Annotated in this window: 12 protein-coding genes; 7 read left to right on the top strand and 5 right to left on the bottom strand. The window is 48.2% G+C overall.

Going from position 1 to position 15,958, the window contains the following annotated elements:
• Window positions 1-18 precede the first annotated feature (18 nt).
• Both FGO67_RS10470 and FGO67_RS10465 read left to right on the top strand, forming a co-directional pair.
• A complete protein-coding gene (locus tag FGO67_RS10470; protein WP_203300641.1) occupies window positions 19-960 on the top strand; it encodes a hypothetical protein in 942 nt (313 codons plus the stop codon).
• A 193-nt stretch (window positions 961-1,153) separates the two neighbouring features.
• Window positions 1,154-2,701, top strand: a complete 1,548-nt coding sequence (locus FGO67_RS10465) for a golvesin C-terminal-like domain-containing protein (RefSeq protein WP_203300640.1) — start codon at window positions 1,154-1,156, stop codon at window positions 2,699-2,701.
• Between the two features lie 55 nt (window positions 2,702-2,756).
• Here the strand turns inward: FGO67_RS10465 and FGO67_RS10460 are convergent, their stop codons facing one another.
• Both FGO67_RS10460 and FGO67_RS10455 read right to left on the bottom strand, forming a co-directional pair.
• Window positions 2,757-3,953, bottom strand: coding sequence for a DegT/DnrJ/EryC1/StrS family aminotransferase (locus FGO67_RS10460; RefSeq protein WP_203300639.1), 1,197 nt, complete (start codon window positions 3,951-3,953; stop codon window positions 2,757-2,759).
• Window positions 3,932-5,071 (bottom strand): glycosyltransferase family 2 protein, encoded by a 1,140-nt coding sequence (locus FGO67_RS10455; protein ID WP_203300638.1) that lies wholly within the window; start codon window positions 5,069-5,071, stop codon window positions 3,932-3,934. The genes FGO67_RS10460 and FGO67_RS10455 overlap by 22 nt, the downstream gene beginning before the upstream one ends.
• Before the next feature lie 351 nt (window positions 5,072-5,422).
• On the opposite strand from FGO67_RS10455, the gene FGO67_RS10450 reads away from it, so the two are divergent.
• The 5 genes from FGO67_RS10450 (at window position 5,423) to FGO67_RS10430 (ending at window position 11,257) form a co-directional block, all read left to right on the top strand.
• Window positions 5,423-6,220, top strand: a complete 798-nt coding sequence (locus FGO67_RS10450; RefSeq protein WP_238942329.1) for a polysaccharide deacetylase family protein — start codon at window positions 5,423-5,425, stop codon at window positions 6,218-6,220.
• Entirely contained in the window at window positions 6,217-7,329 is a 1,113-nt protein-coding gene (locus FGO67_RS10445; RefSeq protein ID WP_203300636.1) for a glycosyltransferase, read from the top strand. The genes FGO67_RS10450 and FGO67_RS10445 overlap by 4 nt, the downstream gene beginning before the upstream one ends.
• Before the next feature lie 114 nt (window positions 7,330-7,443).
• Complete coding sequence (locus tag FGO67_RS10440; protein WP_203300635.1) at window positions 7,444-8,646, top strand: polysaccharide pyruvyl transferase family protein; 1,203 nt, start codon at window positions 7,444-7,446, stop codon at window positions 8,644-8,646.
• A 353-nt stretch (window positions 8,647-8,999) separates the two neighbouring features.
• Window positions 9,000-9,803: a glycosyltransferase gene (locus FGO67_RS10435; protein ID WP_203300634.1), complete on the top strand. Its 804-nt coding sequence runs from the start codon at window positions 9,000-9,002 to the stop codon at window positions 9,801-9,803.
• A complete protein-coding gene (locus FGO67_RS10430) occupies window positions 9,800-11,257 on the top strand; it encodes a lipopolysaccharide biosynthesis protein (protein ID WP_203300633.1) in 1,458 nt (485 codons plus the stop codon). Before FGO67_RS10435 ends, FGO67_RS10430 begins: the two co-directional genes overlap by 4 nt.
• A 345-nt stretch (window positions 11,258-11,602) precedes the next feature.
• Here the strand turns inward: FGO67_RS10430 and FGO67_RS10425 are convergent, their stop codons facing one another.
• The 3 genes from FGO67_RS10425 to FGO67_RS10415 form a co-directional block, all read right to left on the bottom strand.
• Window positions 11,603-12,463 carry a hypothetical protein gene (locus tag FGO67_RS10425; RefSeq protein ID WP_203300632.1) on the bottom strand — a complete coding sequence of 287 codons (861 nt, stop codon included), beginning with the start codon at window positions 12,461-12,463 and terminating at the stop codon, window positions 11,603-11,605.
• A 27-nt stretch (window positions 12,464-12,490) separates the two neighbouring features.
• Window positions 12,491-13,990, bottom strand: a complete 1,500-nt coding sequence (locus FGO67_RS10420; protein ID WP_203300631.1) for a hypothetical protein — start codon at window positions 13,988-13,990, stop codon at window positions 12,491-12,493.
• Window positions 13,991-14,175: 185 nt separating this feature from the next.
• Window positions 14,176-15,957, bottom strand: coding sequence for an asparagine synthetase B family protein (locus FGO67_RS10415; RefSeq protein ID WP_203300630.1), 1,782 nt, complete (start codon window positions 15,955-15,957; stop codon window positions 14,176-14,178).
• Window position 15,958 lies beyond the last annotated feature (1 nt).

Genomic DNA, 15,958 nt, shown 5'->3' with positions numbered 1-15,958 from the left:
GCCAAGGAGAGGCGCAGCATGGACAAGCTCAAGCAACCAGAACCGAACTTAGAGCCCCAGCCTAACCCGAGCTACAGAATCTGGGTGGAGGACGCAGGGGACTTCTCGCTGGATAAGATTTCGCTGTTACGGCATAACTATCACGAACATCCGCTGCTTCAAATTGACCAGCTGGAAAAGCTTGCCCAAAAATTGTTACCGCTCAATCAGTGCCGGTTCATATCTCCAGGGGCAACCCAACAATCGGAATTTATTCATAAGCCTAAGAGTCCTGACGGGCGCGATCTTGCAGAGGTTTTCGAACGAATATCGGAACCCGGCTCCTGGATCGCGCTTTACAATGCGGAAACTGACCCGAAGTATGCTCAGTTGGTCCAAGAAGCGCTTGCAACCGTCGAGGGTTTGATCAGCAAGGAACAGCCCGGAATTTTCAGTCCGCAGGCCTTTATCTTCATCTCAGCCCCGCCCTCAGTCACCCCCTTCCACATAGATCGCGAAAACAATTTCTGGCTGCAGATCCGTGGTCAAAAGATCATGAACGTTTGGGATCGTAACGACAGAGACATACTGCCAGCCCCGACCGTGGAGAATTTCATTATCGACAAGTCGCTGAACACCGTGACATTGCGTGACGAATTTATGTCCAAGAAGTTCGAGTGGGACTTGGGAGCAAGCGAAGGCGTTTATTTCCCCAGTACATCGCCTCATTCGACTCGCACAACCGAAGCGTGGGTGTCGCCTGAGAACGGGGTGTCTATATCTATTGGGGTAGTTTTTTATACAGAAACAACCCGAAAGCATGCCTATATTCACTCTCTGAACCGGTTTTTACGAAGGATGAAGCTCGATCCGAAATTTCCCGGGGAGTCCAAATTCGATGACATCAAATTTACCCTAGGGAAAGTTTTGGTAGGCTTTAAAAAACGGTTCCGGAGCTATACACCCCCCACCGGTTTTTGATTATTTGAGCTCTCTTTCCATATCCAGCTGACAAGCCTAAGCAGCGACGGACTGCGTGAAAATACTTTTTGCTTATCAAAACTTCGTTTATAAAAGCATAAAAACTAATCCCCGTTATTTATTTATCACCTCCGTGTGCCATGCTTCAGGGAGCCATCGAGAATTTTCCATTTAGCCTCCTGAGGGTGCTCCCATGGTCAGGAATAACAGAATTTTACTTCTGTCTATCTCGAGCTCATTTTTTGCCGGTTGCGCGTCTCAATCTCCACTGATTGTCGACGACCTTCGCCCCCCTGCCGCCGGAGATCCGTCCGAGCACATCATTGATCGGGAAGACACCGGTTTTTACACGGACGGCGACTGGCGTATTTCAAGTTCAATTCCCGGCTATCAGGGCTCTGACTACCTTATTGTCCCAGCGGGAAGTGGCGCCAATGTGGCCACATGGAACCTGAACATCATTCGAACCTTCGATGTTTACGCCAAGTGGTCTTCGACGCCGCGGCGCGGCTCCAACGTCAAGTTCGTGGTTCACCACCTCGATAACGCCGGCAATCTGGTGACCGAAACGGTAACCATTAACCAGAGGGAAAATGGCGGCGAATGGTTCAAACTTGGAACCTATCGCATGTCCACGCTCACCGGAAGGGTGACCGTAAGTGACGACGCTGACGGTTACGTGGTTGCCGACGCCGTTTTGTTCCGTGAACGGGGTATTTCCGTCGGCGGAGAACAGGCTGAGACGACTGATGATACCGATGGCGACGGGTTGCCTGACGAGTGGGAAGTTACCTATGGCCTCAATCCAGACTCCGCTGACGATGCGAGTCTGGATCTGGATGGTGACGGTTTAACCAATTCCGATGAATTTCTGGCACTTACTGACCCGTCGATTTCGGATACGGACAGCGATGGTATCGACGATGGCTATGAGGTCGCTAACGGCCTCAATCCAACCATCGACGATGCGTCGGGCGATGCGGATAACGACGGTTACACAAACCTGGAAGAGTTCGTTTCTGGAACCAGTGCCAGCGACAGCACCAGCCAACCCACCACCCAATCAGTCCTTGTTACCTGGGATCCTCCCACCCAAAGAACCGATGGCAGCACTTTGACCTCAAATGAGATTGCCCAATACGAGCTGACCTATCAGATGGTGGCCATCGGCGAGGAACAGGTGGTCGACAATGAATCGAGCGCTTTCGTGACATCTGGAGGCGGAAGAACTTCAACCGGTTATGGAGGGTTCATTGGAAGCGACTACTTCATTATGGAGCCGGGTTCCGGCGAGGTGACTGCGAGCTGGCAGGTGACTGGACTGATGCCCGGAACCACCTATGAGCTATTTGGCCACTGGGTGTCGTCTGGCCTAAGGGCGTCCAACGCTACCTATGAATACATCTACACCGATGCCAACGGTAATCAAACCACGGATGCCGCGGTGGTTGATCAACGCAGCAACGGCGGAACCTGGCAAAAACTGGGAACTTTCTCAGCCGGCGACGCACAGGCGGTCGTGCGGATAGATAACGATGCCGATGGTTACGTTGTCGCCGACGCAATCCGGGTGAACGCTCAGGGTTCCGGCGAACAAACCGAGATCATCGAAAATGATGGCTCAAACCGGTATATGGTGAGAGACCTTGATGAGGGCGAATGGCAATTCAAAATAAGAGCTATTGATAACGAAGGTATTGCCGGCGAATACTCCGACGTCAAGACCAGTGTTGTTCAATAGGACGTACCCGAGTGTGAGGGAACCGAAGGGCCCGTGCTTCTATGACACGAGGCCCTTATTCCCGGCTCAATCCAATCAAAATGCGAACAATGAGGGTAATATCATCCGTGGTCACGTCCTCGTGACACGGCAAGGTGAGTAACCTTTCAGCAAAACTTCGGGCATTCGGGTAGTCCGAGGTCCCACTGATACCCCGGATTCCGTCAATCTTAGGAAGAATTCGACGATACAATCCACTGGCACCCACCCCTGCCCGGTTCAGTTTGCGCTCAGCAAGATCGCGGTGATGTCTGCTAGGCGCCAAAAGACCGAAACGGTTTCTCGCAACCCGTTGGAGCTCTCTGGAGATAGGCTCCGTGTCTAAAAAACACCAACCGTTTTTCTGCAACGGGTCTAATTGCTCTAGGTAGTCACGATGCATGGCCGAACGTTGATGAAAGTGATCAATGCCCAGGTGCAACAGTCTCTCGGGCAATGCCAATCTCACTACCTCGTCAAGCGTTTTGAACCTGGTCTCTCCAATATTCAGCCCCGGCAGCTTCTCCGTCAGAAAATAGGGAAAACGCCGCAGCAAAAAGTTGAACACCAGTCGTTTAACCTTCCACCTGAAACCAAGTTTCATCTCGATCAGTGGAAACCGATTGATAATGGGTTTGGCGCCTGAGAGAAGGTCTTTTCTGACCAACAACGCACCGCCCCCCATCAGGTTAACCGGTTTGCCACGGCCAAAACTCAGCACAATAAGATCTGCCCAGCGCTGATGCTCGCTGGCTGGGGGAAAGCATTGCGCCGAATCCTCAATCAAGGCAACACCGTTGCTTTGGCAGAGTTCAGACAACAGCTCCAGGCGCTCAGGCACACCAAGCAAACCCACCCCGACGATTGCCACAGTCGCGCCAGAGAACGCTTCTTTAACTTTCTCCAAATCCATGTGTGGTGAATCAGGAACCAAGTCGACCAATACAGGTTTTGCTTTCTGGGCTAGGACAGCAGCAACGAGATCCGGGCAGCCGTAGGCGGGAAGAATGACTTCGGGAGTATAGGCTAGCTGCCTTTCTCCAATTGCCACTGCGACGGCCAAAGCCAACGCGGTCGTCCCAGAGACGCAGAACTCGGTGTGATAGTTTTCGTCCCAATCGAAGGTAGAGGGCGCCTCACCGTTAGGGGGAATTCGGGGAACCCGGCTGCCAACCGGTCTGAGTTTCGCCAGCCCCCTCAGACCCTGAGATCTCAGCGCTTTGATGGCGTCCATACAGTCATCCGCTTGCCTGCAAGGTAATTCAAGGTTGCATGGGCGATAGCGAGGTTCACCTGAACAAAAAAGAAAGGAATTTTTACCCAACTCCGCCTTCGTGTTTTCGGCAGTAGCCAGGCTGCCAGTACCAAGCCATAAACGCCAATCTGGCATAGCAATACAAACTGATATATCGCTCCTTTGCCCACCAATAGCAGCGAACTTAAAAAGAGTGACAACTGAAACCAAGGCACCGCCCATCGCATGAGTTTGTGGCCAAAAACCTGGAAAGAAAACAAACCGAATTTAAAAGGATTGAGAATTTCGATGTGCCGACCTAAAGCAGTCAGCCCCCGTATGACCGTCCTAATCTTTCTCTGGTACTCCTTCGACGGGTCACTCACATCGTGATAGATGCCAAGCACATCCGGTGCGGTAACGGCTATCAAACCCTTACGGGCGCAATTGAGTGCTGTGTTGAAATCGCTGGGCGAGCAGATATCCCAATGGCTTTCACACACTTCTTTACGCGCAGCGAAGAAAGAGCCACTCAGGCCGACGATGCCGCCTCGTTCAGACTCCAGGCTACGCAACCACATTTCATACCGAACGTAGGCGCCCTCGCCCACAATGTTTCCATCCCGACTTATGAACCGATCCTCGCTGGAAACCGCGCCCACGGATGGGTCCCGGAAGTATCGGACAAGCTTGCGAAGCGCATCGCCTGGAATCGATGTGGCGACGTCCGAAAATACCAGAATTCTCCCGGAGGCTTTGGCTATTGCCTGATATTGAGCGTGCTCTTTACCCTTTCTTTCCTCCGCTCGGGCAAGGATCACGTTGTCGCCCTGATAATCTCTTACGATGGTGTCCGTATCGTCCGTTGAACAATCAGACGCCACGAGTATTTCCAGATCGGGATAGTCAATCGCGAGGCAGTTCTGGATTTTCTCCCGAATTCGCAACTCCTCATTATGAGCGGTCACAATCAGGGACACCCTCGGGAGAGAACAGTCGGATTCTATTTCAATCGGAGTGGGTACTTTTCGCTTAGGAACGAGCAGGAGCAGGATTGGATATAAAAAATAACTGAATCCGACGCCAATCAACGACAACCAGAACAGGAAAACCAGCATAGTTCTCAATCCTTGTGAACCGGTAGTAATGACAAGCCCGCCATCTGCTGCCAGAATCTATATTAAAGACTATACAGGGACGATAAAGCCAAAACTACTAGCGGCTTTCAGGGAGGCATGGTCTTGGCGCACCTAAGATCGGTATTGAAGTACTGTGCCCTCACGGCGCTTGCAGTCTATGGCTGGCTAAGGATCAAGTTTACCTCCACGCCAACACTGATCATTCTGACCTACCACCGGATCCTTCCTGCGCAACACTCTGGCCGTCAGTGTGAACAACCCGGAATGATTACATCCCCAGAAGCCTTACGCCGCCATATTCGGCTAATGAAGTCATTGGGAGCCGTGCCCATGCACCTGGATGACTGGCTGGCCAAGCGCTCAAGTCACGATAAACTACCCAAACTTGTTGTGGCCCTGACCTTCGACGATGGTTGGCAAGATAACTATGAATACGGCTTCCCGATCCTTCGCTCGGAAAGCGTACCAGCTACCGTTTTTTTGGTGACCGGATTACTCGACACCCATCAGGTGTTCTGGCCCGAGCAGGTCTTGAAGCTACTAACGAACACTCCTATCGATACCTCCCGGCCAGAGTTCCATTGGTTAAAGCCATACCTCCCGCCCAAGTCATCTCCAAATTCGCCGCTGACCCTGACCGAGGCCGACTCCGTCATTGATCGACTTAAAGAGTTGGACGACAAAACGATCCTAGCCCATCTCTCAGGTATCCCTGAGTTGGTCGCTGCTGGAATTTCCAGTGGACAATCTCGCTACATCCTGAGCAATGCAGAGCTTGAGGAGATGGCACACAGTGAGCTCGTTCGCTTCGGAGCCCACACTCAGCATCATTTTCGACTGAACCGAATTGAACTTGGCTCAACTCTCCGTGATGAAATCGTCGGCTGCCTGCAGGACTTGCGAAAATTTGGCGGCACGGCGGTACCTATCTTCTGCTACCCGAACGGCGACATTACCCCGGAAGGTCAACACCTGGTCAAAAGTCATTATCAGGCTGCGTGTACAACGAAGACCGGGTGGAACCCCAGCGATCGGGATGCCTTCGACCTACACCGTTTCAATCTTCATGATGGCAATAGCAACTCGGCTTGGAGGCTTTTCGCAACCTTGGGGCGGGGTATTTTATGAATACCCCAACGAAAGTTACCGTTGTCACTCATGTTGTTTCCGGCGACCTTTGGGCTGGAGCCGAAGTACAGGTGTACAGTCTATGCCGGGCTCTGGTGGATTCCCCTCACCTACAGCTAACCGCCGTCGTCTTCAACGAGGGAGTGCTTAGCCAAAACCTGAGAGAGCTTGGGGTTGAGGTCGAGGTTGCGGACGAAGCACGGCATGGCGCCTTGAAAATGGTAAAAATCATTCGCGACCATTGCCGCCGTCACAACACAACCGTTCTGCATACCCACGGTTTCAAGGAAAATATTCTCGGAATCCTAGGCAAGGACCTTGCCGGTGTCCCCTATTCCGTTCGAACCGTCCACGGCAACCCCGAAGTAGAAATCTCTTTTAAGTCGCCTCACAAATGGCTGGTCAGGCAACTAGACTTGTTATTAGGGCGGCTCCGGCAACAAACGATCGTTGCTGTGTCATCCCAGCTTGAAACAACACTTGGTAGGGTCTTTCCAGGCAAGGTTCGAAAAATTTTCAACTTTGTTGACGTTGATGGTATTCGCGAGCAATGGCCCAAGCGCCCATCAACGGGAGGAGAACATTTTCGCATTGGAATCGTTGGCCGCCTGATGCCAGTAAAAAGAATTGATCTGTTCATCCGAACGATCGCTTTGCTCAATGAGCAAGGTTTTAAATGCGTTGGGGTTGTCATTGGCTCTGGCCCGATGGAACAGCGAATGCGAGCACTGGCTCTAAACCTTGGAATCACCGGCAGGATCGAATTTAAGGGCTTCATTAACCCGGCCTTTGGCGAGCTTCGAACACTCGACGCACTGCTGATGACCTCCGACCACGAAGGCCTACCGATGACTTTGTTAGAAGCATTGGCAATGGAAATCCCGGTAATTGCCCACCGGGTAGGCGGGATACCAGAAGTTCTGGCCGACGGCGAGTGCGGCTGGTTGGTTGATGAACAGAGCCCCGAGGCCTACGCGAAAACCACGGCTCAGGCCCTGAGATCCCGAATAGAGCTTGGAAAAAAGACGGAAAAAGGTCTGCTCCATGCACTTACGACCTTTGGTCTGTGCGCGAATACTAAAAAGTACGAGGAGCTGTATATCCAATAAGCCGATAATAGGCGATGTCTCCGCGACATCGATTCGGATTCGATTCTGATCTTGTCGGGCGCTTCATAAGTGACATGGATCGTTAACTGACTTATGACTTACAGAGTGTGCAAAATGCCAAAAATTCTCATGCTGTCGGACATTACGGGGCTCGGGCCAGAGTATCATGTCGGCGACGAAGCCATGGCAGAGGTAGCGATCGAACGCCTCAGCAGACTGATTGGAAAGGAAAACCTTGTCCTCGGTTGCGCCGCCCCGACAGCCATCCCCGAGACATACGGGATAAGGGCTTTTCCGTTCTACCATGTGACAGACGAAAATTTTCGCAGGATGCGATGGAGAAACCCTTTGTCTTACTGGAAGGCCATCCTCATGAACATTGTCCAGGTACTGAGGTGCGACAAGGTGTTGATCTGTGGCGGTGGCAACATGACCAGCGTCTGGCCCCATGTCCTAGAATCCCGTCTTCGCCTCCTTCGCGTTGCCAATTTCTTCCGAAAGGACGTTTACCTTGTTAGCCAAACTATAGGTCCCTACGAACCTCATCACCGAAAAACCGTTGATCAGGTCCTTCGCCGGGCAGCGTGGATTGGCGTCAGGGACGTAAATTTTTCACACACCCAAGTTAGCTCTCCAGTCCATTTTGCCCTCGACGACGCTTGCTACCTGGAGCGTCGACACAGCAGCTATAGCCGATCGATCAGTCAACAAAGTGGCGCTTTCGCCTGCGTTTCCATGCGCAAGTTTGGTGACATGGACAACGATGATGTTTTGAGAGTGGCATCCACTATCGAGAAAACAATTCGGAACCACGATCTTAACACTGTGTTCATCCCGCACCATGCTCCAAGAGGCACAGAGGGGGATATCAAACTAGCGCACAATATCGAGCATCTCTGGCAAGATCACGGTTTCTGCCTGGTGGACCCAATTCCACTCGCCTCGGAGTTAAAAGCACTCACCGCAGACTCCCAGTTCGTAATCTCCATGCGCTACCACCAACTTGTCTTTGCTCTGTCAATTGGAATCCCAGCGGTTGGCATTTATGTTGATGAATACACTCAGGCGAAACTAACTGGATCGTTTGAAGCCCTGGGGCTCAAACCAAGGGTTGTTTCGATTCATGAGGTGGAAACCCACCTAGAGGGTTTGGTTACGGAAGCTTGTGCGTCCAAGGACGAGTTCCTTGCTGCCGCACTCCGAATTCAGCAAGACGCCAGAGAAGATAGCGAACGCCCCTACAAGATGCTGTCAGGCCTCACTAAACCAGGTGCCAATATTCCCCTCAACCAACGCAACGAGGCAAAAACCTCATGAGCGGTATGTTGGTTCTATTTCACTGTGAATCCAATCCAGGGTTTGCCGCCTCAAGTCACGAGCATACTTTTCTAAGCGTCGCGAAGTCTTTAACTAAGGACATTTCAGACATACATTTCGCGTACTCCAGGCTAGACGGAGGAATGACACCAAGTCTCCCTAGTGAGCTTAAGAACGTTCTTCAGTTAAATACAACCTGGACGCATCAAAACAAAATTGACGAAATCGAAGCCTACGTAAGACGGCACAAGATCACCCGACTGCTTGGGTTCGACCAGCCCGTATCCCAACCTATGTACCGTGCATTGAGGCTAGGCGGCATAAAAACCTTTGTGTCCTACTGGGGGGCCCCAATGAGTTCACCAAACAGCGGCGTGAAGCTATTGCTAAAAAAGCTGGAAGTTTCTTTTAGAAAGCATGGACCAGACCATTTCATTTTCCAGTCTGAGGGAATGCGCAATACCGCAGTGACTGGACGCGGTATCCCGAAATCCAGGACCTCCGTTGTAAAAACCGGCATTGACACCGAACAGTTCGCTCCAGACCCGAATAAACGATTCTACGCGCATGATAGCTTTGACATTCCTCGAGACCGAAGGATCATCGTCTTCTCTGGTCACATGGAGAGAAGAAAGGGTGTACACGTAATCCTTCAGGCCGCCAGTTCTCTTATTCATCGGATAAAACGACGGGATGTCCATTTTCTTATACTCGGTAACCGCGCCGGCGAGCTAGAGAGCTTTTCAGAGTACCTGAACGACGACGCGGTGAGCGCCCATGTCACCTTCGGTGGTTATAGAAGTGACGTCGCTGATCTATTGAAAAGTTGCTCTATCGGAATGATTGCCTCGACAGAATGGGATTCGTTTCCCATGTCTTCCTTGGAGATGGCCTCTTCTGCATTGCCACTACTTGTTTCAGACCTGCCCGGCCTCAATGAGGCCGTGACTCCACTGACAGGCATGAAATTTCCGGTAGGCGACCACGAGGCTGCCGCTGACGCAGTCGACAAATTTCTGAGTGCCCCCCACAAGCTTCTTGAATATGGACAAAACGGACGGCAGCGTGTTTTGAAAGAGTATTGCCAAGAATCACAAGCACGCGGAATTTTAAGCGTATTTCGCACACTTGAGCAAAATTTGGAGAAAGTATCGTGAGCCAGGCCCGACAAATGGTCTCTCACTCTACAATTTATGCAGTGGGTAATGTCTCCCGGCAACTCGTTGGGTTCCTGATGCTACCCATATACACCAACTACCTGTCCCCATCAGATTATGGTGTTATCGGACTGCTCGTATTTCTCGTCAGCCTATTCGAAATCCTCCTTGGCGGGCATATGTTCCAGGCTATCCCTAAGTTCTATCATGAACAAGACAACATCCAACAGAAAAATTCGGTAATAAACACCGCGTTTTTGGTGACTTCAGTCTTTAGTGGCTCGGCATGCCTGGTTATGGCTGGCTTCTCTACGCCTCTTTCAAATATCGTGTTTGGTAATGCCGACTACAGCATTTACGTAACAATATTTTCGGCTTTGATACTTACCCATGCTTTAGAGCAATACAGCCTTACTTATATAAGAATCATAAAAAAACCGTGGACATTTTTTAATTTCAATATGGCCAAGCTGGCTTTACAACTTTCTTTGAACGTAATCACCATAGTTGTTTTGGAGTGGGGATTGATGGGGCTCGCTCTGAGCAGCCTTGTTTCCTCCGTAACAATAGCACTAATACTAATGTTCTATACCCTCTATCACACGGGAATACATACGAACAAATTTTTAGCCATCAAAATCCTAAAATTCAGCTGGCCTCTATGGCTCTCAGGGATGATTGGTCTTTATATCGGCTCATCTAATCGCTATTTTATTCGAATTTTTTCTTCGCTGGATGAGGTTGGGCTATTCGAATTGGCGGCGAAATTTGGAGCCATTGTCGGGGTTCTGGTTTGGAGCCCATTCGCCCAATACTGGCAGACAGAGCGGTATTCGATTGCAAAAAATGATAATCCGTACCCGGCGTACTCTCTTGCCTTTCGTATGATTACCGCATTGCTTCTCATTTCGGGAGTCTGGGTCAGTGCGTTTTCTCCAATCCTGATCGAGCTGATGTCTGCGCCCGAATTCCATTCGGCTATTAATGCGGTACCCTTTCTAATATTAGCCAGCGTATTTCAATGTTTAACAATCTTTAACAACTTCAGTTTTTTGATAACGAACAAGACGCTTGAGTTGACGAAAAATAATATTTTTACAGCGGCTATAATAACCTTTTTTTATGCGACGTTAATTCCAAAATTTGGCTTTGTTGGTGCGGCTGCTGGATTAGCGCTAGGATCCTTAGCTCAATACTGTTATGCGCTCCACACCGGAAAGAAATTTTATCCCCTCAGAATCAATCAGACAGGATTAATCACTGCGTGTTTGGTTTTTTCAAGCTATGCCGCAATCGATTACATTTTTATTCCCCAGAATATCTGTGGGCTAACTATATTTGCCAAAACCGTGTCAGCGTCTATCTTATCCTTCGTTATCGCAATAATTTTATTCCGTAAGGAGGAACTTCTGGAATCAAAGTGTTATCTGACGGCTTTCATGAAAAGGCATTAACAAAAATCTAAAACAAAAACAATAAGCTGATGATCTAATGCTCCTCGATAAAATCGCTCTTGGTTTAAAGATACTCGACCTGCTGATTCCAAGAGGTAGATCATTACTGTAGCTCTATGCAATTTGATAATAATCAAGATTTAGAAAATTGATGGTCTCCGGAGGAATACTCCATAGAATATTTTCGGTCAGGAAATACGACTGAACGCAAAAATAAAAATTCCATGAAACGAAATTTAGAGGTTTAAACCAAAAAAATTCAGTTCCATGGAATAGTCAGCCCCCCACTGGAAAAACGCCTAAAGAGCTAACCAAAAGCCTTAGCCTGATTCCATCTCAAGGGAGTCAATTATCGATTTTTATATTGGAGGGTGGCTTTGGCCGAGCACTCGTTCCCGCAGCTCCTCCGCTTGGCTGTGATGTATAAACTGTAAAATCATCGACGTAGATATCAGTGGCTTGTGAAAAGCCAGAGTTGGACCAGCCCAGTATATAGCCACCGTTAATGCTGCCTCCGTTATCTCTTTCCCAAAATGGCCACTCCAGGGAGTGAAATAACTCATCATTGATCCAAATTTCTGCTAACCCATCATTTGAACGACCATCGCTTCCGCTTTTGTAGTGAATCATTACTTTAGTCCATTGACCAAGCTGAATTGCAAAATTACTTCCGGAGCCAATGAAGTTGGGCGTGTCTGAGTCACTTACTGGCCAATTGTTTGACCCGTCGGGGTTTTGAGTGGTAGACAGATAACGACGCATCAACGACGCCCCGCCGCCTTGGACCGCCGATTCTATCGTTAACATCTGTTTGGGGGCAGCATTGTAATTAAACTGAAAAAATTTATTATTCGAAGAGCTTGACTGTGACCTGTGGTTGTAATTACTAGGGTACAGAATCCAGTATTCAACCCATATTTCGGAAAAAGCCCTATCAAATCGGAAACCAAGCTCTCGCCAAGAATCCTCACCATTAGCATCTGGACCAAATACGAATTTTGCTGAATAGGTACCTGAGTGCGAAAAGGAAGATGATATAGAAACATTTGACGGACTCCAGCGAAGACTGCCGGCGCCCGTGGAAGATTCTGTAGAGAAATCCCCAGATTCAAAGCCATCTTTAAACCATGACTCCAAAGCGCTTACATCCGCGGCAGAGCATAGTCCGACGCTCAAGAGCGCCAGAAAAGCAATTGATTTTTTCATTTTGGCCACCTATGCACGGTTGACAGTTTAGGTTCTACTCAATTCCTCGCTAACGTCCGTTTCGACGGCAAAATCCGTCTTTAGCTTCTGATTTGCCCAAGGAAAAAGGAAATTTTCCCAAGCAAATGTTTTTGATCGATCTTTAAAAAAATGCTTGCTCCTCAGAAAATCAATCAACCTTTGTCGAACAATTCCTCGCCATAAATCAACAAAAAAACGAACTATGGAGAGCGTATAAATTCTAAGAGGTGGTAAATAGTTCATTGAAAGAAATTTTTGGTACTCATTCCTTAACTGGCGTGTGATCGGCAACAAAATCAACTCATCGACAGTGGTAGCGCTTTTCCGCTGGCCAAAGCATTCTCTTGGGATTCCTGCAGCTTCGGCAATCCTGCGAGGTACAGGTCTATCGTACTCTCCTCCGAGCGCCCAGGGAGCCATCATTTTGTTATTACTAATTCGTTTGATAGATTCAATCTGCCTGATTCCCCAAAACGGCACCGGACAGTGTATTACCCCTTTCAATAGCCGATGCTCACAAAACCCAAGCCCTGTCGAGTCCTTCCGTTTTAAATAATTTCCGTCGGATGCCTCCCCCCTAGACCAAACCATGTCTCCGTTAAAGCCAGTGAACATTGCAGAGGGTCCGTTAGGGTAATCAAAGACCGAAAAATTCATGTCTTGTAAACTGCCATTTGCAGCCCAATACCAAAGCTCATCACGAAAACGAGTACGGTTGTTAGTAAACTCCTTGCACTCCAGCCCCAAATACTTACAAATTTCAAGCCCGGAGTCTTCTCGGGGCAAGAGACTTCTTGCCGACTTTATCGTAAATGCAGTCTTTGATCCCGCGGCTTTAGCTAAGACAGAAGCTACAGGACTGTCGTATCCACGGGAAATAGTGCTGAAAATTTTTACAGGATATTCTCTAGATGAATCTGCTGCGTTAGCGCCAATAGCTATAGCTGTATCGTATAAAAATGCAGAATATTCATCGAAGTTTTCGAAAGGAGAGATCTCTGTCGGCTTCACTTCTATATTTATACCTTCTTTTGTTACTCGAACATTCTCAAAATAGTGAACATGGAGCCGTCCGTGATCTACCGGAAATTCACTCTTGTATTCGTTCCCATTGACGATACTCTCAACTAACTTGGCATACTTATCTTCTGAGCAAAGAAGATTGATGTCCGCTACGCTAAGCAGGCAAGGCAAAGAATTAGAGAGGGTAATAATGCGATCTTTTTGATGGCACCAAATTCGATCGACCGTCGAACAAGACGATACGAAACACAGCTCATCTTTGGAAAGAATTCGAAAGCCGCTACCGAAAAAGCGTTCAGAAACTGAGAAGCCCAGTTCAGCAAACGGACCAGGCCACACTCCCTCAACTAGGTAATTTGAACCTGCCTCGACTAACAGTCCACAATGGGCTCTAACCGACCCCCAATGATCTAAGTCGACTTTCACAACCCAACCCAGAGAAGGAAACGAACTGTCGTCCAAACGCGTAACAGATAGCTTCATGACTAAACATCCTGTGTTTATCTACCGCTTCCTTAGTAACAGATTAGCTTATTTTTCGAACATTTTAAAAAAAGAAACTTACCAACTGAACACTCGAAAAACCTGATGAGTTTAGGCTCTAACTCAACTACACAAAGCCCAAAATTTGCCAGACACTCACGAAAGACACGATTAGCAGGAAAAATTTATTCAATCGGACGTTGCGGTGTGATAGAAAAGTCCAAAGTTAACGCCTTCGACAGCATATCGAACAATGGGTATTTCATTCCTGAATCTTTAGAGTTCGAAGCTCCTACGATCGCATCTCGATCCCAAAGATCACTTTGGAAGTTCGCAAGCATTCCATTAGCTAGCTCCGGGCTTACAATCGCTTCAAAATCGTTCCAACCAAACTTTCTTCCTCCATAAACAGACATCTTGGAATAAAGTGTCATCCCTAAATTATTTTTTTCTATGAACTTTCTGGTTGCCCGGGATATTTCCTGAACAAGTAGGGGCCGCCCAGCATTTGCTAAAGTTGCCGCCAGCGGAAACTTTAAAAGTTCCGGGCAAATCTTGCGGACTACTTTTTTGTTAAGTTTATTATGAGCCCGATCTTCAAATTTGATGCTAGACACGACTGCAATGAGATCCCGGTTGGTGAAAGCATTTCGAAACCGCCCCGCCACCGCTGCGTTTTTCATTTGAAGGTTAATATATTGTCCACCTCTGTGTTCAGTATAAAACCTTTCATAAATCGCCTGTGCGTTATCTGTGCCCTGTTCCCGATATGACGTCAAAACGGAATTTAATCTATCATTTGAGTCCTCCATAAGCTGAAGCGTTTTCAAACGTTCGGAGATTTCATCTCTAACCATCCAAAACACGTTGTAATTCGAAACTTTCAAAAGTTCATACACCTGCTCTATATCTTCAAGGTGCAGGTACCTGTCCACGAACCCTCCGAGCCCTAGCATGTGGGCAGCCAACGAAAGATATTTCTTCTTGGGCGGCAAAGAATTCAGAGTGCCGTAGTGACCACCGAGTACTTCACCAAAGGTTCCTGCCGTCATTACAAGGGACCTTGTGCTGGCGAGCCTGCCAGCTTCGGCCCAGTGGCTGAACATCATAGATTCATTCTTTTCTAAATATCCCTGGAAAAGAGAATCATCAAAATTGTCGCACGAAAAGTCGTGCTCAATTAACTCTAGGCGCAAGAGATTCGCAATATCCCGAACAATCGCTATCTCCCTGCTCGCCAGATTTCCATGGGTGTATAGCACGGGGCTAACGTCCTTCATTGCCGATAGCAGCAACCTCGAATCCCAGCCACCCGACATCATCAACAAAGAACGGTCTATCTTCCCAGCCTCAAACCTGAGAATATCGATAATCGAGTCGACTTTATCCTCTGTAACCTCTCCGCCCATAAGCCAGAAGTTCTCTAACCGATTGACTTTTATATTTATCTCATTACTATTTCCTGAGACCGCCAACATACTATTAGCCATCAACCGAGATACGTTATTAAAGATCGAAAATTCACCAATTATATAGCCAAAAGAAAGAAACTGATAAAAAGAAGTCCAATCTATTTTAATTTGATTAAAAGCCTTGATTGAGTTAGAGGCTATGACGTCAGAATCGATCGGCGATTTAGAGAAAAAAATCGGAAACGAGCCATAGCTATCATTTATTATCTTTAATTCTGCTTTTATTTTATTGATAGCGATGCAAACTCCTCTACCACCCCATGTTTCGGCCGCTCTATCTGAATCAAGTCTATCGGCCAAGAGGCTTAAATCCGGCTTAGCATCGAACTCGCCGTACCACAGGAAAAACCAATTTCCATAATCTTCTCCCTCTACAAGGTCTTTCCTGTAGGACAAATACAAACCTTTCGCTATGTCGATTTTCTCCAAGTGATCCCATGGGATTTTCGATGTACTTGGATTCGAGATATTTCTATGAACGATAAATAATTCCATT

This window comes from Marinobacter sediminum (genome assembly GCF_016820575.1).
Classification (GTDB): Bacteria; Pseudomonadota; Gammaproteobacteria; order Pseudomonadales; family Oleiphilaceae; genus Marinobacter; species Marinobacter sediminum.
Note: the sequence above shows the minus strand (reverse complement) of the source record. Positions and strands in the feature narration are given on the sequence as shown.

Bases quoted from the DNA above. Each gene is read 5' to 3' on its own strand.
- FGO67_RS10470 (WP_203300641.1), top strand. From the start codon at position 19: ATGGACAAGCTCAAGCAACCAGAACCGAACTTAGAGCCCCAGCCTAAC.
- FGO67_RS10465 (WP_203300640.1), top strand. From the start codon at position 1,154: ATGGTCAGGAATAACAGAATTTTACTTCTGTCTATCTCGAGCTCATTT.
- FGO67_RS10460 (WP_203300639.1), bottom strand. From the start codon at position 3,953: ATGGACGCCATCAAAGCGCTGAGATCTCAGGGTCTGAGGGGGCTGGCG.
- FGO67_RS10455 (WP_203300638.1), bottom strand. From the start codon at position 5,071: ATGCTGGTTTTCCTGTTCTGGTTGTCGTTGATTGGCGTCGGATTCAGT.
- FGO67_RS10450 (WP_238942329.1), top strand. From the start codon at position 5,423: ATGCACCTGGATGACTGGCTGGCCAAGCGCTCAAGTCACGATAAACTA.
- FGO67_RS10445 (WP_203300636.1), top strand. From the start codon at position 6,217: ATGAATACCCCAACGAAAGTTACCGTTGTCACTCATGTTGTTTCCGGC.
- FGO67_RS10440 (WP_203300635.1), top strand. From the start codon at position 7,444: ATGCCAAAAATTCTCATGCTGTCGGACATTACGGGGCTCGGGCCAGAG.
- FGO67_RS10435 (WP_203300634.1), top strand. From the start codon at position 9,000: ATGAGTTCACCAAACAGCGGCGTGAAGCTATTGCTAAAAAAGCTGGAA.
- FGO67_RS10425 (WP_203300632.1), bottom strand. From the start codon at position 12,463: ATGAAAAAATCAATTGCTTTTCTGGCGCTCTTGAGCGTCGGACTATGC.
- FGO67_RS10420 (WP_203300631.1), bottom strand. From the start codon at position 13,990: ATGAAGCTATCTGTTACGCGTTTGGACGACAGTTCGTTTCCTTCTCTG.
- FGO67_RS10415 (WP_203300630.1), bottom strand. From the start codon at position 15,957: ATGGAATTATTTATCGTTCATAGAAATATCTCGAATCCAAGTACATCG.